The sequence below is a fragment of the Allomuricauda sp. TY007 genome (assembly GCF_010468565.1).
GTDB lineage: Bacteria > Bacteroidota > Bacteroidia > Flavobacteriales > Flavobacteriaceae > Flagellimonas.
On sequence record NZ_WUEG01000003.1, the window covers coordinates 151,222 to 169,677 of the forward strand.

Annotated in this window: 19 protein-coding genes and 1 riboswitch; of the genes, 7 read left to right on the top strand and 12 right to left on the bottom strand. The window is 40.7% G+C overall.

Going from position 1 to position 18,456, the window contains the following annotated elements:
* Window positions 1–5 precede the first annotated feature (5 nt).
* Window positions 6–569 (top strand): DNA-3-methyladenine glycosylase I, encoded by a 564-nt coding sequence (locus GO009_RS04060; RefSeq protein WP_163624937.1) that lies wholly within the window; start codon window positions 6–8, stop codon window positions 567–569.
* 33 nt (window positions 570–602) lie between these two features.
* Here the strand turns inward: GO009_RS04060 and aat are convergent, their stop codons facing one another.
* Both aat and GO009_RS04070 read right to left on the bottom strand, forming a co-directional pair.
* On the bottom strand, window positions 603–1,259 hold the full coding sequence (gene aat / locus GO009_RS04065) for a leucyl/phenylalanyl-tRNA--protein transferase (RefSeq protein ID WP_163624938.1): 657 nt from the start codon (window positions 1,257–1,259) through the stop codon (window positions 603–605).
* Between the two features lie 88 nt (window positions 1,260–1,347).
* A complete protein-coding gene (locus GO009_RS04070; protein WP_163624939.1) occupies window positions 1,348–1,725 on the bottom strand; it encodes a DUF3127 domain-containing protein in 378 nt (125 codons plus the stop codon).
* Between the two features lie 122 nt (window positions 1,726–1,847).
* Here GO009_RS04070 and GO009_RS04075 point away from each other — a divergent pair, with 122 nt between their 5' ends.
* Complete coding sequence (locus GO009_RS04075; protein WP_163624940.1) at window positions 1,848–2,993, top strand: PAS domain-containing sensor histidine kinase; 1,146 nt, start codon at window positions 1,848–1,850, stop codon at window positions 2,991–2,993.
* Between the two features lie 10 nt (window positions 2,994–3,003).
* On the top strand, window positions 3,004–3,348 hold the full coding sequence (locus GO009_RS04080) for a hypothetical protein (protein ID WP_163624941.1): 345 nt from the start codon (window positions 3,004–3,006) through the stop codon (window positions 3,346–3,348).
* On the opposite strand, the gene GO009_RS04085 is transcribed toward GO009_RS04080, so the two are convergent.
* Together GO009_RS04085 and greA are read right to left on the bottom strand one after the other, a co-directional pair.
* The gene (locus GO009_RS04085; protein WP_163624942.1) at window positions 3,345–3,740 is read right to left on the bottom strand and encodes an HIT family protein; all 396 of its coding nucleotides are present in this window, start codon (window positions 3,738–3,740) and stop codon (window positions 3,345–3,347) included. The genes GO009_RS04080 and GO009_RS04085 overlap by 4 nt on opposite strands.
* 68 nt (window positions 3,741–3,808) lie before the next feature.
* Window positions 3,809–4,285, bottom strand: coding sequence for a transcription elongation factor GreA (greA, locus tag GO009_RS04090; protein WP_163624943.1), 477 nt, complete (start codon window positions 4,283–4,285; stop codon window positions 3,809–3,811).
* Between the two features lie 187 nt (window positions 4,286–4,472).
* Here greA and GO009_RS04095 point away from each other — a divergent pair, with 187 nt between their 5' ends.
* Both GO009_RS04095 and GO009_RS04100 read left to right on the top strand, forming a co-directional pair.
* Window positions 4,473–4,907 (top strand): hypothetical protein, encoded by a 435-nt coding sequence (locus tag GO009_RS04095; protein ID WP_239057379.1) that lies wholly within the window; start codon window positions 4,473–4,475, stop codon window positions 4,905–4,907.
* Window positions 4,908–4,916: 9 nt separating this feature from the next.
* Entirely contained in the window at window positions 4,917–5,903 is a 987-nt protein-coding gene (locus GO009_RS04100; protein ID WP_163624945.1) for an aldo/keto reductase, read from the top strand.
* Between the two features lie 149 nt (window positions 5,904–6,052).
* Here the strand turns inward: GO009_RS04100 and GO009_RS04105 are convergent, their stop codons facing one another.
* A complete protein-coding gene (locus GO009_RS04105) occupies window positions 6,053–8,302 on the bottom strand; it encodes a TonB-dependent receptor (RefSeq protein WP_163624946.1) in 2,250 nt (749 codons plus the stop codon).
* Between the two features lie 83 nt (window positions 8,303–8,385).
* Window positions 8,386–8,479: riboswitch (TPP riboswitch) on the bottom strand.
* Between the two features lie 99 nt (window positions 8,480–8,578).
* Between GO009_RS04105 and GO009_RS04110 the strand changes: the two genes are divergently transcribed.
* Window positions 8,579–11,017: a hybrid sensor histidine kinase/response regulator gene (locus GO009_RS04110; protein WP_163624947.1), complete on the top strand. Its 2,439-nt coding sequence runs from the start codon at window positions 8,579–8,581 to the stop codon at window positions 11,015–11,017.
* Here GO009_RS04110 and GO009_RS04115 read toward each other — a convergent pair.
* From GO009_RS04115 to GO009_RS04145, 7 genes are all read right to left on the bottom strand, one after another.
* Window positions 10,992–12,335, bottom strand: coding sequence for a sigma-54 dependent transcriptional regulator (locus GO009_RS04115; protein WP_163624948.1), 1,344 nt, complete (start codon window positions 12,333–12,335; stop codon window positions 10,992–10,994). The genes GO009_RS04110 and GO009_RS04115 overlap by 26 nt on opposite strands.
* 131 nt (window positions 12,336–12,466) lie before the next feature.
* Window positions 12,467–12,769 carry a hypothetical protein gene (locus tag GO009_RS04120; RefSeq protein ID WP_163624949.1) on the bottom strand — a complete coding sequence of 101 codons (303 nt, stop codon included), beginning with the start codon at window positions 12,767–12,769 and terminating at the stop codon, window positions 12,467–12,469.
* 650 nt (window positions 12,770–13,419) lie between these two features.
* Window positions 13,420–14,958, bottom strand: a complete 1,539-nt coding sequence (locus tag GO009_RS04125) for a DUF4301 family protein (protein WP_163624950.1) — start codon at window positions 14,956–14,958, stop codon at window positions 13,420–13,422.
* Entirely contained in the window at window positions 14,951–15,520 is a 570-nt protein-coding gene (locus GO009_RS04130) for an AAA family ATPase (RefSeq protein WP_163624951.1), read from the bottom strand. Before GO009_RS04130 ends, GO009_RS04125 begins: the two co-directional genes overlap by 8 nt.
* Window positions 15,481–16,116, bottom strand: coding sequence for a nicotinamide riboside transporter PnuC (pnuC, locus tag GO009_RS04135; RefSeq protein WP_163624952.1), 636 nt, complete (start codon window positions 16,114–16,116; stop codon window positions 15,481–15,483). Before pnuC ends, GO009_RS04130 begins: the two co-directional genes overlap by 40 nt.
* Window positions 16,100–16,360: a thiamine-binding protein gene (locus GO009_RS04140; RefSeq protein WP_163624953.1), complete on the bottom strand. Its 261-nt coding sequence runs from the start codon at window positions 16,358–16,360 to the stop codon at window positions 16,100–16,102. The genes pnuC and GO009_RS04140 overlap by 17 nt, the downstream gene beginning before the upstream one ends.
* 39 nt (window positions 16,361–16,399) lie before the next feature.
* Window positions 16,400–17,041: a 4'-phosphopantetheinyl transferase superfamily protein gene (locus tag GO009_RS04145; protein ID WP_163624954.1), complete on the bottom strand. Its 642-nt coding sequence runs from the start codon at window positions 17,039–17,041 to the stop codon at window positions 16,400–16,402.
* 74 nt (window positions 17,042–17,115) lie between these two features.
* Here GO009_RS04145 and ahcY point away from each other — a divergent pair, with 74 nt between their 5' ends.
* Window positions 17,116–18,432, top strand: a complete 1,317-nt coding sequence (ahcY, locus tag GO009_RS04150) for an adenosylhomocysteinase (protein ID WP_163624955.1) — start codon at window positions 17,116–17,118, stop codon at window positions 18,430–18,432.
* Window positions 18,433–18,456 lie beyond the last annotated feature (24 nt).

Below are 18,456 nucleotides of genomic sequence, written 5' to 3' on the forward strand. Positions count from 1 at the left end.
TAGAAATGCATAAACATAGATGCGGATGGTGCCTTGGAGACCCTTTATATGAAGCTTACCATGATACGGAATGGGGTGTTCCCGTAAAGGATGATGCCACTTTGTTCGAATTTTTGATTTTGGAGACCTTTCAGGCGGGATTGAGCTGGATTACCGTATTACGAAAGCGTGAAAATTTTAGAAAAGCCTTTGATTATTTTGATTACAAGAAAATTGCCAGCTACGATCAGGAAAAAATTGATGAATTACTACAAGACCCTGGGATCATCAGAAATAAATTGAAGGTGAACGCCACGGTTTCCAACGCAAGCGCTTTTATGGAAATTCAAGAAGAGTTTGGTAGTTTCAGTAAATATATTTGGGGCTTTGTGGAGAACGAACCCATTAAAAATAAGCTGCAAAATTACAAAGATGCTCCTGCAACCACCTCTCTTTCGGATAGCATCAGCAAAGATTTGAAAAAAAGAGGGTTTAAATTTGTAGGCAGCACAGTAATTTACGCCCATATGCAGGCGACGGGCATGGTAAACGACCACGAAGTGAATTGTTTTAGGTACCATGAAGTGTAACTATATCTTCCAATAATGCTAGGCTTTGTGCAATTACGCCTGTAAAATCTCCACAAACTCTTTTCTGGGAATCAATTCAGCGCCCAAACTTTCCAAATGATCGGTATGCACTTGACAATCGATAAGCTCATATCCTTTTTCATCCAGTTCCCTCGCCATTTTTATAAATGCAAACTTGGAGGCATTCGGTTTAAAACTGAACATGCTCTCCCCGCAGAACACATGGCCTAGATCAACACCGTACAAACCACCCACGAGCTCGTCGCCTTCCCAAACTTCAAAAGATTTGGCATGCCCTTTTTTGTATAAATTCATGTAGGCTGTTTTCATTTCGGGGGTTATCCATGTACCGTCTTGTCCTTTTCGTTCAATTTTGGCACAATGGTCCATTACCTGTTCAAAACAAGTGTTCTGGGTAAGGGTAAATGCTCCGTCACGAATTATTTTCCGCATACTTTTGGACACTTTTACCTTTTCGGGAAAAAGAACCATACGCGGGTCGGGGGTCCACCAAAGGATCAAGGAATCATCATTGAACCATGGGAAAATTCCGTTTTTGTAGGCCAACAACAATCTTTCTGGAGACAAATCACCTCCAACCGCAAGCAACCCATCTTCACTGGCGGTATCAACAGGAGGAAACTCCAATCTTTTGCTCAAAAAATGTAATGGGGTATTTTCCAAGGGCAATTTTTTCTAAAAATACAAATAGGTCCAAAAACAAGAAAATCCGAACCAAGAGGTCCGGATTTTTATTGTAAAATATCGCTTTCTACTATTAAAAGGGAAGGTCGTCATGGTCATCCTCGTTCAAATCATCCGCTGGCTCAAAAGCTTCCATTGGCGGAACGGGAGGCATATTATCCGTGCTTTGCTCTTGTTGCAGGTTTTCAATTCTCCATCCTTGAATAGAGTTAAAATATTTGGTCTCCCCTTGTGGGTTAACCCACTCCCTTCCTCTTAGGTTTATACTGATTTTTACCATTTGACCAACGCTGTAGCTGTTTAGCAAATCGCACTTATCCTGAACAAATTCCACCAATATGTGTTGTGGGTATTGTTCCTCGGTTGTTACGACTACCTCTCTTTTTCTGAAACCGTTGTTGCCGTATGTCTTGGTCTCATCTATCATTTTGATTCTTCCCTGAACTTCCATGCAATGTTAATTTTTGTTGAAAACTCAAAAGTACATAAAATGAATTCCATGGGCAGACGTTATTTCAACTAACTATCAACATGTTTTCCATTTACCTATCTTTAAACAGAATTTGACCGCCAATGAACTTTAGTCCCAAAAGGAAAACTTCCAACATTATAATGCTGATTGCAGCATTTGTTATTGTGAGTCTTATTTTATGGAACACCAATAGTTTTTTTAAAAAATTCAAGGAAGAGGAACGCCTAAAAATGGAAATCTGGGCTACTGCCCAATTGGAACTGATCCAATCTTCCGTAGATCAAGAGTTGGGAAACCTTACCCTTAAAGTTTTGGGAAACAACACCTCCACCCCCATGATCTTGGTAAACGAGGAGGGTTCTTACAAAACACATAATATTCCCGAGGACAAGGTAACCGACAGTGTATACATTCGAAAAAAGATTGCACAGTTCAAAAATGAGAACGAACCGATACAGATAATTCAAGAAGATGAATTGTTGGAGACCTTGTACTATGGCAATTCTGAGGTTTTGAACAAATTGAAGTACTACCCATTGGCCCTACTGCTGATTATTTTCTTGTTCGGTGCGGTCATCTTCTTTTTCTTTAGAACGAACAGGGCATCGGAACAAAACAAACTTTGGGCGGGAATGGCCAAGGAAACGGCACATCAAATTGGAACACCACTTACTTCCCTGTTGGGCTGGAACGAACTCTTGAAATCGGAAGACATCAATCCCGAAGTAACCCAAGAAATTGCGAAGGATATTGATCGTTTGCAAACCATAACAGAACGCTTTTCCAAAATTGGGTCAATTCCCGAATTGCGTGAGCACGATATTGTGGACGAAACCAAAAAGGCCTACGAATACTTGAAACAGCGCAGTTCCAAATTGGTACATTTTTCTTTTAGCTCCAATGTAGATGAGGCCCATGTACTGATGAATCCTCCCTTGTACAACTGGAGTATAGAGAATCTTGTTAAAAATGGCATCGATGCCATGAAGGGCAAAGGTAACATTGCCATCCAAATCGAAAAAAAGGGACAAAACATCCACATTTTAGTGTCAGATACGGGCCACGGCATACCCAAAAGCGACTTTCAGAACATTTTTAATCCAGGGGTCACTTCCAAGCAAAGAGGCTGGGGATTAGGACTTTCGTTGGTAAAAAGAATTGTTGAAGAGTACCATAAAGGAAAAATTAAAGTATTTTCGTCTAGTAAAGAAGGAACTATCATGCAGATTTCCCTACGAGCACTATAAAAATGAAGTTATGGCCAAGGAAAAACAACTTGTAATACAAGAAGCTGATATCACCAATAATTGCCCCGAATGTTTTAATCAGGAACTTAAGATTACATTTTACCAAAAACACACCTTTAATGCACTGTACCATAGGACTACGGGCGTCATAACACATGAAATCAAGTGTAAAAAGTGTAATTCGGTTATTTATCCCGTAAACTGGACTCAGGATATTGAGCGGGTTTTTGACTACTACAACAAACTGGTAAAGCCAGATAGACCCGCGGTACGGTTTACCATGTTGTTCTTTATTATTTTGGTAATGATGCTATGCTTGGTAGCAGTGGGTGTATATTTTTATTTAGAACGCTAAATATAAATATTTGACCTGATGGCTTTGGCCACGGCCTCGAACTCTTCTGTAGTAAGGTTCTCCTTTTGTTGGAAAGTGGCATTCGCCATACTTTGAAGCGGAATGAGATGAACGTGCACATGGGGCACCTCCAAGCCAATAACCGACATTCCCACACGTTTGCAAGGCACGGCCTTTTCAATGGCAAGTCCCACTTTTCTTGAAAAAGCCATGAGTTTCATGTAAGATTCCTCATCAAGGTCCATGATCTTGTCCACTTCTTTCTTGGGAACACACAAGGTATGCCCTTTCGAGTTAGGATTGATGTCCAAAAAAGCAAAGTTATCATCATCCTCCGCGATTTTATAACTGGGTATTTCCCCATTGATGATTTTTGTGAAGATACTGGCCATTTTGATTCGGTTTTAAAATAAAAAATCCCGTCTTTCAACGGGATTAAATATAACCAATTTAGTTGCTGTTACTCTCGTGTAATCTCTAAAACTTCAAAATTCAGGGTTCCGTTCGGCACCTTAATCTCTGCCACATCACCTACTTTTTTACCCAACAATCCTTTTCCTATGGGAGAGGTAACAGAAATTTTACCTGTTTTTAGGTCGGCTTCGCTTTCTGCCACCAAAGTATATTTCATTTCCATGCCATTGGCTTGGTTTTTAAGCTTAACGGTGGAAAGTACCAATATTTTGGAAGTGTCCAATTGGGATTCATCAATTAAGCGGGCATTGGCCAAAGTCTCTTCCATTTTGGAAATTTTCATCTCCAAAAGTCCCTGGGCTTCCTTGGCCGCATCGTATTCCGCGTTCTCGGAAAGATCTCCTTTGTCCCTTGCCTCTGCGATAGCTTGGGATGCTTTGGGACGTTCCACATCTTTTAAGTGGTTCAGTTCTTCCCTCAATTTCTTTAATCCTTCTGCTGTATAGTATGAAACTTTGCTCATATCGTTAATTTTTAATGCAAGGAAGCATTGAAGAAAATCAAAAAATTTCCCCAATGTACTCTTTAGCTGCAAATACAAAAAATCCTCAACTATACCGATGACCTGCATGGTATTTTTGCGAGGATTTAACGCAAATATAGGCAAATTTTCATCAACTTTGCTCAAGAAACGTTTTCAAACATTGACTATGAAGCTCTTCTGGGCCATTATGCTTTTGGTACTGATTTTGTCTTGCAGCTCGGACACAACCAATCGAAATCCATATTTGCAAGATGTTCGGTTCAGGTTTGAAATTAATCTGAACCTTCCGTTATACAACGACCTTCAATATCCTTTAAATCCAATTTATGTGGGTAACACCAGCGTGGGAACAAGAGGTGCTTTTGTTATCAATACCGGGTCTGGTTTTATGGCATGGGAAGCTAGTTGTCCCAATCATGCGCCCAATGACTGCTCCACAATGACGATTGATGGACAAAATGTAGTTTGTAGTTGTGAAGGTTATACGTATGAGCTTACTACAGGGTTATTGTGGAGTACGCCCGATGATGAAAACCGGTACTATGGACTTCTTCCTTATAGGGCCACTCAAAGTGGGAACTCTGTTATAATATCAAATTAAAATTTAAGAATGAATTACAGAAGACTAGGTAAAACAGAAATCAATGTCTCGGAAATCTCCTTGGGCACATGGCAAGTAGGAGGAAAATGGGGCTCTGGATTTAATGATACTTTAGCTGAAAATATTATAAATGAAGCCATTGATGCAGGTGTCAACTTTATAGACACTGCCGATGTTTATGAAGCTGGGGCAAGCGAAGCTGCCGTTGGCCGAGTGGTAAAATCCAGATCGGAAGAAGTTTTTGTTGCCACCAAATGCGGAAGACAGATAAATCCTCACGTCAACGAAGGTTATACCGTGGAAGTGCTTCGAAAATATGTGGAGGATAGCTTAAAAAACACTGGTTTGGATTGCTTGGATTTGATTCAGCTACATTGTCCGCCAACCGAAGTATTTTACAGACCTGATATTTTTGAGCTCTTTGACCGATTAAAAGACGAAGGCAAAATAAAAAATCTTGGAGTAAGTGTTGAAAAGGTGGAAGAAGGCCTAAAAGCAATAGAATACCCCAATGTAAACACGGTTCAAATCATATTCAACATGTTTAGGCAGCGCCCCTCTGAATTGTTTTTTGAGCAGGTACAGAAAAAAGATATTGGTGTGATCGTAAGGGTTCCTTTGGCCAGTGGACTGCTCACCGGAAAATTCTCTTCGGATTCAACCTTTGAAAAAGAGGACCACAGAAACTTTAATAGGGAGGGTGCAGCCTTCGATAAGGGCGAAACCTTTAGTGGTGTACCTTTTAATATAGGACTACAAGCCGTTGACGAACTCAAAAAAGTATTCCCACAGAGAGAAAACCTTGCACCAGTGGCGCTTCGTTGGATATTGGATTTTTCTGAGGTGAGTTGCATTATTCCGGGAGCCTCAAAAACAGAACACCTAAAAAGCAATCTCCAAGCTGTGGAATTGCCTCCGCTTACCGAAGATGAAAAGGCTGCTGTAAACCAAATCTATGACAAGTACATCAAAAAGTATGTGCACCAACTTTGGTAAAAGATTATAGTGCTTCAGGTTTCGGGTTGTCCTCTATATATAAGAAACGGGATTCTGCAATTGCTTTCAAATTACAGAATCCCGTTAAAAATATTTGAATAGAATTTAGTTCTCGATACAAAATCCCTTTGGGATTTTACTCGAACCGACTAAAAATTGACCGTTGCTCCCAAAAGGAAATTAATCCCTGCTTGCGGATAGTACCCAGCGCCCTCAATGGTTGTGATAGTTCCAGGGTTGGAGTAATCATCATCAAAAGTGTAGAAGTATCCATTGGAAACAATATCTGCATCAAAAATGTTGTTTACCAAACCTGATAGTTCAATACTCTTTATAAAAGAGTTCATGTTAATGGTGTACTGAATATTGAAATCCGTCTGCGTGTAACTGTCCAAAACTGAAGTTTCTGAGTCAATGTTGCCCATATATTGTTTACCTACAAATTTGGACAGCAATGATACTTGAAAATTGGTACTGGGCATATAAGAAATAATGTTGCCCGCAATCAGCTTTGGGGAATAGGCAATATTCGTGTTGCCCAAATTTTGAAGCTCTCCGTCTCTTTCAAAATAAAAATCAAGGTTTTTGTTATCGCTCAATGCAATATTTGGTCTCCACTTAAATGTTTTGGACAAACTTACATTTGCATCTATCTCCAGACCCAATCGGTAACTGTCTCCAACGTTCGACCTCAGGGGCGCGCCAACATCGTTCAACTCCCCCGTAAGTACCAACTGATCTTTGTACCGCATGTAATATACATTGGTATTCAATTGGAAACTTGGTGAAACGTATCTCCAACCCAGTTCAAAATCGTTTAGTTTCTCTGGTTTTGGACTGCCGCTTTCATAATCATTGCGGTTGGGTTCCCTATTTGCCCTTGCATAAGAAAGATAGAAGTTGTTATTGCGGTTTAAGTCGAAGGTAACACCTGCCTTTGGATTGAAAAAGTTGAAGGAATCATCCACCAAACCCGTATCATCACCATTGGCTTGGTAAGTTACCCCACGGTACTGTACATCTCCGAACAAGGACCATTGATCTGTCAACTTATAATTGGCCTTGGTGTACACATTAAAGTCGGTTTTAGTGGAATTATCATCGTAATACCTATCCCGATATTCGCTATTGCTGGCATACTCGGCCCAAATTATTTCACCAAAGTGGTCTCCTTTGTACTCGTTGTAACCACCTCCCATGATCAGTTCAAGCTTGTCGCTATTATAGGTGGCGGAAAATACCGTTCCATAAAAATCATTGTCCAACCATCTACGACGTATCAAATCCGTGGTTTCCACCAAATCGCCGTTCACCGTGATGGGCTCCAAGCCATACGTAGCAAAATCGTCGTCTTCCCTAAATTGTTCAAAAAAACCTCGACCACGGGTGTAGTGTACCGCCAAATGGGTATTCCAAGCAGAATTCCAGGTTTCATACCAATGCAGTTGAAAATGGTCTTGCTTGTAGTTGTCCACTTCGTTTTCGTAGTATTGGGTATCACCATTATCATCGGTATATTCACCTGCGGAATTATAGGTACGATTATCTTCCAATTGGTCAGCCGTTATTCCATTCCAGGCTTGATATGTAACCTCATGCCCTCCAAAAAGCAAAGCTTTGATCAGGGTATTGTCATCCTTGTAGGCACCTTGCAGGAAATAGCCATCCAATTCCGAAGCCGCTCGGTCCACATATCCATCGGATGTAACCCTGGATAGTCGCCCAGAGAATTCAAAATAATCGTTCATCAACCCTGTACTGAACTTTACATTGTTCCGAAGCGTATTAAAACTCCCTATAGATGATGAAATTTGAGCATAAGCCTCTTCGGAAAAAGCATCTGTGAGCATATTTAAACTAGCACCAAATGCCCCGGCCCCATTGGTAGAAGTTCCCACACCTCGCTGTAACTGCAAACTTTGGGTAGAGGAGGCAAAATCGGGCATGTTCACCCAAAAGGTACCATGTGATTCTGCATCATTGTACGGAATACCGTTAATGGTAACATTTACCCGTGTTGCATCGCTACCACGAACACGCATGCTCGTGTAGCCCACGCCTGCACCTGCATCGGAGGTGGTAACAACCGCTGGCATAAAATTCATGAGAATGGGAATATCCTGTCCTAAGTTCCGCGGAGCTAGTTCCACCTTGTCCAAATCTGAAAAAGTAATGGGAAAATCTTTGGTTATCCTTACCGATTGTACCAAAACTTCATCCAGCACCACTTTTTCTCCTTCAAGACTGTCAATCGGTTCTTCTTGGGCGTTCATGGTAAGCGACAGCCCACCTAGGACCATTGTTGCAACCAAAGTTTTAATGCGGTTTCCGTAATTGTCTTTTGTCGGTCGCATTGAGCCAAACACGGCTCTTTTTTGAATAATTGAATAGAGTTTCATTCGTAAAAATGTTACGAATAAAAGGGGTCATTATTCTTTGTTAATAATTGATTGTTGTTTCTAAAAGAAACATAGAAATTCCAAGATGCGGCTTGCGCATTCCCTTGGCAGCATTACCCGCCCAGGTTCATTGGGTATAATCTCAGCCTTTTGGTAAAAGCACCCCTTTGAGATGCCACAAATGTATGGTGTGAATATTGATTTTCATAAAAAACATCTTGGAAATTTAACTTTTGATAACAACCAAGCCCCCCAAGTGCCTGCGTATATAATGGTATGCACCCTAAATCCAAAAAAAGGTTTACCCTTAAAATTATACTGAGTTATGCAGTGCTTGGAGTTTTGGCAACCTTGGCTGCATTCTTTATCTATAATGAGTTCAAAAGCTATGCTTCTGCAAAAAATCAAGGAGAGAGCAACGAAAAACTACTGAAGACCAACATATTGCTTACACAATTGTACGATGCCGAAAACTTATCCAAGTTGGCCTTACAGACCAAAAAACCACAGGATTTAAAATCATACGCGCAAAAAGTAGACTCCATTAATCAATTTATCGACTCCCTTAAACCATTGGTACAAACCAACAATGGTAGTCTAAATCTCAAATTGGATAGTGTTCAGGAATTATTAAAGCAAAAAGTTTTTAATAATGCCGAACTACGAAAACTAAAAGTTAGGAACGAAAATAAAACTTCTTTGGATTCAGTTTTAAAGGCATTCCATGAGATGGAAGTGGACATGGGCAGAATTACCCCCGAGACCTTTGCTCCCAATTTTGACAAATTGCCTACTAGAACCCAAGAGTACATCAAAGAGTACGTCGCCATACTCAACAAGAATATTCCAAATTCCGACGGTAATACGGCCGCCAAAAATATCGACTCCATTTTAGAAGTATCCAAAGCTATTTTAAACAAAGCCAAAACCGAAACAGTTACGGCCGAACGTACCGTATTGCAAAAAGAACTTCAAATTTATAGGACCGACTTGGAGCTTTCACAAAAAATGCGGGGCATTTTATCCGACTTTGAACAGGAAATGGCACTGAATGCCTATTTGGATAATCTTAAGCAAGAGCAAGCATTAAAAAAAAGCTCTCGCTTGGCAGTCGGAGCTGTTATTCTAGGACTAATAACAGTGATATTGTTTACGCTCATGATTTCCAAGGATTACTGGAAAGCACAGCAATACCGAGAACGGCTCGAAAAGGCCAAAAAATATTCCGAATCACTTTTAAAAAGCAGGGAACAATTGATCTCGACCGTTAGCCACGACCTAAGGACACCGTTGAATACCATCAGTGGCTATTCCGACTTGATCGAGCAAAGTGGATTGAACACAAAACAACTGAACTACCTTAAAAAAATTAAGTCCTCTTCTGGCTACGTAGATAATTTGGTGAACGACCTTTTGGACTATTCCAAACTGGAGGCCGGAAAAATCCAGTTGGACAAGGTGCCTTTTTCCCTCTTCCAATTAATAGAAGAAACTGCGGTTGATTTTGAAGAAATACAATCCAAAAAAAGAGTATTGCTCCAATTAAAAATAGCAGACGACTTAAAAACACCTATCATCAACGACCCTTTTAGAATACGGCAAATACTTACCAACCTCATTGGCAATGCCTTTAAGTTTACAGATTTTGGCCATGTTAAGGTTGCTGCGGCAGTGGAAGAAAAAAACAAAGCCAGATGGGTGAGGATTGATGTTGAGGACACGGGTATAGGAATCCCTGCTGAAAAACAGGAAGCTATTTTCCAAGAGTTTACACAAGCAGAAGCTCCTTCCCAAAAAGCCCAGATCGGGTATGGGCTGGGGCTTACCATTTCAAGAAAACTGACAGAATTATTGGGAGGTACATTGAGTTTGAAGAGCAAAGTAGGCAAAGGGAGTACTTTTACTGTTCGGATTCCTGTTGGGTTTTCTAAAATCGAAGTGGTTGAAAATGATTCCAAAGCGTTTATTCCCAAACTCAAAGAGCTTTCCATTTTGGTTATTGATGATGATGAAAACATGCTTGGTCTTATCGCTGAAGTTTGTAAAATCAACCACATCAAAACAGAAACTATTTTGAATTTTGATGATATTGAGCTATCAAAAATCCACCAGTTCGATGCTGTACTGACGGACATTCAAATGCCCACCACAAATGGTTTTTCTGTGCTAAAAACAATTAAAAGCATTGGATATAAAAATCCCGTAATTGCCATGACCGGACAACAAATCGGTAATAAAACGGACTATTTAGGCCCTGGTTTTTCGGATGTGCTACAGAAACCATTTACGGCCAATTCCCTACTGCGTGTTTTAAAATCAACAGAAAAGGTGGCCTTGTTCAATGCAATTCCCGCTTCGGAGTCTTCCATGTTCACTCTTAAAAATATTTCCCCCTTTTTGGATGATCCAAATGCCATTCAGGAAGTTTTACAAGTGTTTTTGGAGAACACGAAAAAGAATCTAGCGTTTTTGCTTTCCGCCGTTGGCGATAAAGATTATACAGATATCAGGGCTACATCCCACAAAATGTTGCCCATGTTCAGGCAGTTGGAAATAAAAGATGCCATCCACTTATTGGAACTTTTGGAAAATATTTCCGATGATGCAAAAGGAGAAAAAACGTTCAATATTCTTTCGGAACTAAAAGAAGTGCTGTCCCATTTGGAAAGTGAAATCCAAAATTATTTAGCTAAACATCCAATTGATATTGATTGATTTTGTTGTAAAGCGTCTTGCGGGTGATTTGCAGTAGTTTTGCCGCTTTGCTTTTGTTAAAGTTGGTCTGTTTTAAGGCGGTCAGAATCCGCTCCTTCTCATAATCAGATTTAGAAAAAATGGACTCTTCGTGCTTACTTGCTCCTTTTACGACCCCATCTGCCAAAGCATTTGGGAACATGGTTTCCGTTTCAGAAAAAAGAACGGCCCTTTTGATTACATTTTTCATTTCCCTCAAATTTCCCGGCCAATCATACTCCTGAAGAATTCGCTTGGTTTCATCGGAGAATTCTAAAATATTTTTATCCAATTCTGAATTGGCCTCGGCCAGAAAATAATCTGCAAATAGAAGAATATCCTCTCGCCTATCCCTCAAGGATGGCACTTCAATGGAAAACTCGTTGAGTCTGTGGTACAAATCCTCCCTAAAACCACCTTCTTCCACAGCTTCGGAAAGATTTTCGTTTGTGGCAGCAATGATGCGGATATCCAACTGGATTTCTTTAGTGCTGCCCACTCGTTTTATTTTACGCTCTTGAATGGCTCTAAGCAGCTGAATTTGATGTTCATAGGATAGATTTCCTACCTCATCCAAAAAGAGGGTTCCTCCGTTGGCCGCTTCAAAATGCCCTTGTTTATCATCAATGGCACCCGTAAAACTGCCCTTTACATGACCAAAAAATTCGCTGGTGGCAATTTCCTTTGGTATGGCACCACAGTCTACCGCAACAAACGGTCGATCATTTCTCTTACTAGCCCGGTGAATGGTCTTGGCGGTCACTTCTTTTCCTGTACCACTTTCGCCCGTTAGCAAAACGGACATGCTGGTTGGAGCGACCAGCTCCACATACTGCTGGAGTTTCTTGGATTTTTCTCCTTGACCTTTTAAAAAATTAATCGGGCCCTTTTTCGCTTCAGTTGGTTTTGAACCTTCGCGAGAAACTTTGAAATCCGTCACTTTGGTTCGCAAGGCATCTTTAATTACGGAAAGTATTTCTTCTGGTGTAAAAGGCTTTGAAATATAATCGAAAGCACCCTTTTTAATGGCATTTACCGCAGTTTTCACTTCGGCATACCCTGTCATTAAAATAACTTGGGTCTTTGGTGACTCACGTTTTACCTGGGGAAGCAAAGTAACCCCGTTTCCTTTTGGCAATCTAACATCGGACAAGATTATATCGAAGGTGGATGATGCAAGATGTTCTTCTGCCTCCTTAATGGAATAACTTGTAGATACGGCAAAACCATTCTTGGTCAAAAACTTTTGAAGCATTTGACAAAAAGCAGTATCGTCCTCAATTATTAAGATTCTGGGCATATCTCAGTTATCTAATATACGGCCCTAATCTTTTTTGGGATTTTTCTATTTTGATAAAATTATCACAAAAAAAGGACTGCCGAAGCAGCCCTTTTCCAACCAAACTAACTAGTGTGGGGTGATAAAACTAATTACATGTCAATCCAATTCCCCTCGGCATCGGCATAAACAGTTCCTGTTGTACCGTCTTCAAGGGTAAGATCCAATTTGTACTGATCTTGATCGTTCTTGTATGCCTTACTGATCGTAGCCGTAGGGTAGTCTGATTCCACAGCACCTGTTACTGCCGATGGAAGGTCGGACACGCTGATCTCTTCAAAATCTCCCTGTACGATTTCCATTGCGTTATTATTTTCCAATTCTGGAGTTTCTACATTGGCAAATGCTGTGATTCCTACAAATGATAGTACTGTTGCTAAAGCTAAATTTTTCATGGTATATGATTTTAATTGTTAAACTTGACTAACTATGTGAAAACATGGTGCCAATTCTAAAATCACATACCAAACACACGTACATTATTGTTTATCAGTTATTTATAATTTTCGGCTATTTTGAAGCTGTGTGTAAAAGTGTGTAATGGGATAAACAAAGCGTGTAATTTTTATACAAGAAAGGCTGCCGAAGCAGCCTTTCATTTTTGCCAATTATACGGTCACAAGGAAAAAAGACCACGGTACAGATTGGCAGGAATGGATAATACATGGATAGTGTTTATATAGCATCATCCTGATTTTGCATGTCCTTATCCTTATTTCTGTTTTTTAAATACGATACCAATATGTATATGGCCAGAGCCAATGATACTAGATTAAAGAACAGGACTATTTTATAAATCATTTTAACGTTGTTGCCTATCGTTTCCGAACACTATGAAAAGAAAGCCGTACAAAATGCACGGCCTCTTACCAAATCAACCAACCTAGTTGAGACAACCCGCAAGGATTATCAAAATTTAATCATGTCATCGAAAACAATTTCGAATATACTTTTAAGACACACCTTTTAGTGATAGGTCACACCAAAACACAAAAAAATCCGCCACCTTTTTAGGAAGCGGATTAATTCATTGTTTTTTAAATCCTTATGCTTGGTGTGTTGGTTTTAAAAGATTGTTTACGGTCTTAACCGGATTGAACGTTACCAATGGTACCTCTACAAAAATGGTATTCCAAAAGGCCATGCCCCCGTTCCACAGACCAGGAAGTTCCAAGGCTTTCAATTCCTTACCTTCTTTGGTTTTGCCAGTAATAAACCCTTGCTTGGTGTCCACATAATCCAATAGGTTGAATTTTTCACCTTTATGGTTCCGGACTCCACAGACCAGGTCCACGGGATTAAAATGTGTTGCGTTCTGTACTATTGCTGCTTGTTCTTTGTTGTCCATATCAATTTGGGCGGACTCTATGATTTGAAGCGATAAGTTTCCTTGACCATCTTTTATCCAGAAAGGACCTCCACCGGGTTCGCCCTCGTTCTTCACCATGCCACAAACCCGGATGGGGCGGTTTATCCTATCTTTTAAAACCTTCTTTTGTTCGTCCACGCTGAAATCATCGTAATTTTTGGGCATGCGAACATTGAGATTTCTTTCCAAAAAAGCTTTTATTTCATCCGATTTTTCAATGGAAACATCATCGTTTTCCAAAAGTTTGGCATAAGAAAAAGCCTTGTCCTGTACTTTTTTAAGTACCCCTGCCAACATTTTTTTGCTGTTGGCCACGGTCTCCAGGTTTTTATCGACAACTACGTTATCAATATTTTTAATGAAGATAATATCGGCATCTTGATCATTAAGGTTTTCTATGAGTGCCCCATGCCCTCCTGGACGAAACAGAATGGATCCATCGTTATTTTTGAATGGGCGGTTGTCCATATCCACCGCAATAGTATCCGTTGAAGGTTTTTGGTTGGAGTAGGACACTTTAAAAATGGTATCGGTCCTTTTTGAAATTTTTGGCCCTACCGAGGCTTCTTCTTTGGCGAACATCTCATCATGCTGTTCCGATACGGTAAAATGAAGATTGGCCCTGCCCTTTGTTTTGGCATACAGGGCAGCTTCTTTTAAATGTTCCTCGAACGGGGTTGCCGTTCCTGTATCATATTTATGAAAAGGCAATAGGCCTTTTGGATAAAAACCGTAATTAAGGCCCTCTTCGGTCAACATCTCCTTTACAAAAAGATAGGCTTCTTCATCCTTGTTGGATGCTTTGCCTTTTATTCTTGACATAATGAGGTCGTAAAAAGGAAAATCAGAAAGGTTCTCGGTAAACTTTTTAGCATCCTTGTCACCAGTTCGCTCTATGTATTCGGAGAGTTTTTCTTTTGATGGATTATAACTGTCCAAAAAATTGAACATGGCCTTGAACATTCGGGATGCTGCTCCAGAAGCTGGCACAAACTTTAATAGTTCCAGTTCTTTTCTGTTGTCCTCAAAATATTGAAGCAGGTCGAGTTGCTCCTTTTCGGAAAACCTAAGTATGCCATTGCCCACCACAGCAGCTTGCGATAGCTGAACAAAGGGAATACCCTCTTTAAATGTTTGTATTTGGTTTGTTACTTTTTCTTTGGAAATTCCTTTGGAATCCAGTTGTTCCAAGTCTTTAGGACTTAATTCAATCATGTTTTTGGAGAAGTTTATCTATATATTTTACTGCTGTGGATAGCCTTGACGCTTTATCCCCCCTTAAAATAACGAATTTCCTGTTATTATTCTCCAAAGCTTCCTTGAAATACGCAAACATTCGTTCTCTTTCATTTGGCTTGTCCCTCAAATCATCCGCCTCCCATGGTGTATCTATATATGTCAAAAAGTATAGGTCGTAGGTGTTTTTGAGGGCGTACTCCTCCAAAAGTGGGTCGCAGGTACTATTGTAATAAGCCTCCGAATATACTTTGGTTTCCAAAAGATCGGTGTCACAAATAAGGACTTGATTTGCCTTTTTGGCCAACTCATTTTCCAAGCGCATTTGGCCGTAGGCAATGGGAACCAAATCGTGGGGTTCGCAAGTCTTTTTTTCCCTATCCCATTTCTCTTGAAGATATTCCCGTGCATATTCGGGCACCCATTGCGTATTATAATGCTCGGCCAATTGTTGGGCCAAGGTGGTTTTTCCGGTAGACTCGGGTCCAAAAAGGACTACTTTTATGAGGTTTGAGGGCTCTTGCCCAAGTTTTTCTTCCATGCTAGATATCCCTGTATTGCCAACACAGTAAAAATGAGGTATTGCAAAGAGAACATACCCCATCCTCTATATGCGTACAAAGGTACGGTTATTAAATCACCCAAAATCCAAAGGGTCCAGTTTTCCAATTTTTTATTGGCCATATACCACATCGCGGTAAAGAAAATCCCCGAAGTGAATATATCCACGTAATTGGTAGGTTCTATTTCGGCGCCGAACATCCTATATACCCCATAAGTAACCAACATGGTCAGTAAGAAAAAGCCAAAGCCTATCCATTTTTCTTTGGTATTGGTTCTCGTAATATTGACCACCAACCGTCTATCATCTCTTCTTCTGGCCCAGTTCCACCATCCGTAAATGCTCATAATGGAATAATAGAAGTTCATCATCATATCGCCATACAGGCGATCCACAAGAAAAATATAGGTAGTTATTACGGTAGCGACCAATCCCGTGGGGTACACCAAAATATCTTCCCTTTTGGCATAGACCACGCTGGCAATTCCAAAGAAAAAAGCGGTGGCCTCTAAAATGATCAGGGATAGCTCTCGGTCTTCGTAGGGGCCGAGAAAAAAATCAAAAATGGGGTTCATACTCGCTTCGGTCGGATTTTACCATTTTTATAGTAAGTACCACATGGTCCAAGTTCTCAAAACTTTCCTTGATTTCTGTATGGAGCAGTTCCATTACCTTATCATAATCACCAAACACCTGTGTACTCAATGGATTTTCTAAAACGGTGAGTCCCGAATCGCGCAACTTTTTGATAAAATCAATGACAGGAGCTTCAAAATTGTCTTGAAGTGGTGATAAGGTTAGTTCAACGGATACTTTCATGGGCAGTTATAGTTTCAGCAAAACTACAAAAAGGAATCATCATCCCCCCATCATTTTAAGCGCATAAACGCATGTAAAGCCCTCAAACTCTATAAATTCAATTTCGTAATGCGATCTTTTTCCCTCGTACAATATCTCGGCCACGGTACGGGTGTCCTCAAAAGAAAAATCAATCACGTTGATATGCCTTAAAAAACTGAGTCCCTGCTGTGCGTAAATTTTGTAGAGCGACTCCTTGGCACCCCAAACAATGGTGAGCTTTCGCATCAATGCTTCCGAATTGGCCAAGGTTTTGTACTCTTGGATGGGCGTGAATTTGTGGGCGATCTTTAGGATTTTATCCCGCTGCATCTCAATATCGATACCCACCTCATCGGTTTCACTGATAATTATTCCGGTAAAGTTGTGCGAATGGGTAATGGAGATAAATTTCCCATCCTTAAGATGGGGTTTTCCAAAATCGTCATAATACAGATCATGATCTACATAGCCCGCCTTTGCCATAAGGTGACGAATACTCAAAAAAGCCCTTCGGTGTGCCTCCGATTTCATGCCGTCCATCCTGTTTTGGCAATGCGTTGTAAGCTCCACACCCTTAGCAAGTTCGGCCTCTGGCTCAGTAACCTTCCAAATGTAGACTTTGGTCGTTGGCGAAACTGTTATTGTTTTGTAAATGGGCATGAGCTAAAGTTAAGTGAATTCGTATCTTTGTCGCACTGTTTAAGCGAAGCTACAAAAGTAAATTTATATAAAATATGAGCACAAAGACAATTCCGCATGTACCTTACAAAGTAAAGGATATCTCTCTTGCAGACTGGGGAAGGAAAGAAATTGAGCTTGCCGAGGCCGAAATGCCAGGACTAATGGCCTTACGTGAAGAATACGGGAGCCAACAACCTTTAAAGGGCGCAAGGATTGCCGGTTGTCTTCACATGACCATCCAAACTGCGGTACTTATCGAAACTTTGGTCGCGCTCGGAGCTGAGGTAACCTGGAGCTCTTGCAACATCTTTTCTACTCAAGACCACGCTGCTGCGGCAATAGCTGCTGCAGGAATCCCGGTTTATGCATGGAAAGGGATGACCGAAGAGGAATTTGACTGGTGCATTGAGCAAACCTTGTTCTTTGGTGAGGCAAGAAAACCATTGAACATGATCTTGGACGATGGCGGAGATCTTACCAATATGGTCCTTGACCAATCTCCTGAGTTGGCAACCGGAGTAAAAGGACTTTCCGAAGAGACCACAACCGGAGTACACCGTTTGTATGAAAGAATGAAAAAGGGAACGCTTCCCATGCCAGCCATTAATGTGAACGACTCCGTGACCAAGTCCAAATTTGACAATAAATATGGATGTCGTGAGAGTGCCGTGGATGCCATTCGCAGGGCCACGGACACCATGTTGGCCGGTAAACGTGTTGTGGTTGCCGGTTATGGCGATGTTGGAAAAGGAACTGCCGCATCGTTCCGTGGGGCAGGTGCCATTGTTACCGTTACCGAAATTGACCCAATTTGTGCTTTGCAAGCCTGTATGGACGGTTTTGAAGTGAAAAAATTGGAAACCGTGGTATCCAATGCCGACATTGTAATCACTACTACAGGCAACAAGGACATTATACGTGAAGAGCATTTTAGAGCCTTAAAGGACAAAGCCATTGTTTGCAACATTGGTCATTTTGACAACGAAATTGATATGGCTTGGTTAAATGGAACCTACGGCGATACCAAAGACGAAATAAAACCACAGGTTGACAAGTACACTATTGATGGCAAAGATGTGATTATCTTGGCCGAGGGTAGATTGGTAAACCTTGGATGCGCCACAGGTCACCCAAGTTTTGTGATGAGCAACTCGTTCACCAACCAAACCTTGGCACAAATAGAACTTTGGAACCACAGCGACAAATATGCCAACGAAGTTTATATGCTTCCGAAGCATTTGGACGAAAAAGTAGCCAAATTGCACTTGTCCCGTTTGGGCGCTGAGTTAACCGAGCTAAAGCAAGAGCAAGCAGATTATATCGGTGTAAAAGTCGAAGGACCTTTTAAGCCAGAGTATTACCGATACTAAGCACGGAAGATCTATAAAACACAA

Excerpts from the sequence above, each read along its gene's own strand:
- GO009_RS04060 (WP_163624937.1), top strand. The coding sequence starts at position 6 with ATGCATAAACATAGATGCGGATGGTGCCTTGGAGACCCTTTATATGAA.
- GO009_RS04070 (WP_163624939.1), bottom strand. The coding sequence starts at position 1,725 with ATGGAAGTTCAGGGAAGAATCAAAATGATAGATGAGACCAAGACATAC.
- GO009_RS04075 (WP_163624940.1), top strand. The coding sequence starts at position 1,848 with ATGAACTTTAGTCCCAAAAGGAAAACTTCCAACATTATAATGCTGATT.
- GO009_RS04080 (WP_163624941.1), top strand. The coding sequence starts at position 3,004 with ATGGCCAAGGAAAAACAACTTGTAATACAAGAAGCTGATATCACCAAT.
- GO009_RS04085 (WP_163624942.1), bottom strand. The coding sequence starts at position 3,740 with ATGGCCAGTATCTTCACAAAAATCATCAATGGGGAAATACCCAGTTAT.
- greA (WP_163624943.1), bottom strand. The coding sequence starts at position 4,285 with ATGAGCAAAGTTTCATACTATACAGCAGAAGGATTAAAGAAATTGAGG.
- GO009_RS04095 (WP_239057379.1), top strand. The coding sequence starts at position 4,473 with ATGAAGCTCTTCTGGGCCATTATGCTTTTGGTACTGATTTTGTCTTGC.
- GO009_RS04100 (WP_163624945.1), top strand. The coding sequence starts at position 4,917 with ATGAATTACAGAAGACTAGGTAAAACAGAAATCAATGTCTCGGAAATC.
- GO009_RS04105 (WP_163624946.1), bottom strand. The coding sequence starts at position 8,302 with ATGAAACTCTATTCAATTATTCAAAAAAGAGCCGTGTTTGGCTCAATG.
- GO009_RS04110 (WP_163624947.1), top strand. The coding sequence starts at position 8,579 with ATGCACCCTAAATCCAAAAAAAGGTTTACCCTTAAAATTATACTGAGT.
- GO009_RS04115 (WP_163624948.1), bottom strand. The coding sequence starts at position 12,335 with ATGCCCAGAATCTTAATAATTGAGGACGATACTGCTTTTTGTCAAATG.
- GO009_RS04120 (WP_163624949.1), bottom strand. The coding sequence starts at position 12,769 with ATGAAAAATTTAGCTTTAGCAACAGTACTATCATTTGTAGGAATCACA.
- GO009_RS04125 (WP_163624950.1), bottom strand. The coding sequence starts at position 14,958 with ATGATTGAATTAAGTCCTAAAGACTTGGAACAACTGGATTCCAAAGGA.
- GO009_RS04130 (WP_163624951.1), bottom strand. The coding sequence starts at position 15,520 with ATGGAAGAAAAACTTGGGCAAGAGCCCTCAAACCTCATAAAAGTAGTC.
- pnuC (WP_163624952.1), bottom strand. The coding sequence starts at position 16,116 with ATGAACCCCATTTTTGATTTTTTTCTCGGCCCCTACGAAGACCGAGAG.
- GO009_RS04140 (WP_163624953.1), bottom strand. The coding sequence starts at position 16,360 with ATGAAAGTATCCGTTGAACTAACCTTATCACCACTTCAAGACAATTTT.
- GO009_RS04145 (WP_163624954.1), bottom strand. The coding sequence starts at position 17,041 with ATGCCCATTTACAAAACAATAACAGTTTCGCCAACGACCAAAGTCTAC.
- ahcY (WP_163624955.1), top strand. The coding sequence starts at position 17,116 with ATGAGCACAAAGACAATTCCGCATGTACCTTACAAAGTAAAGGATATC.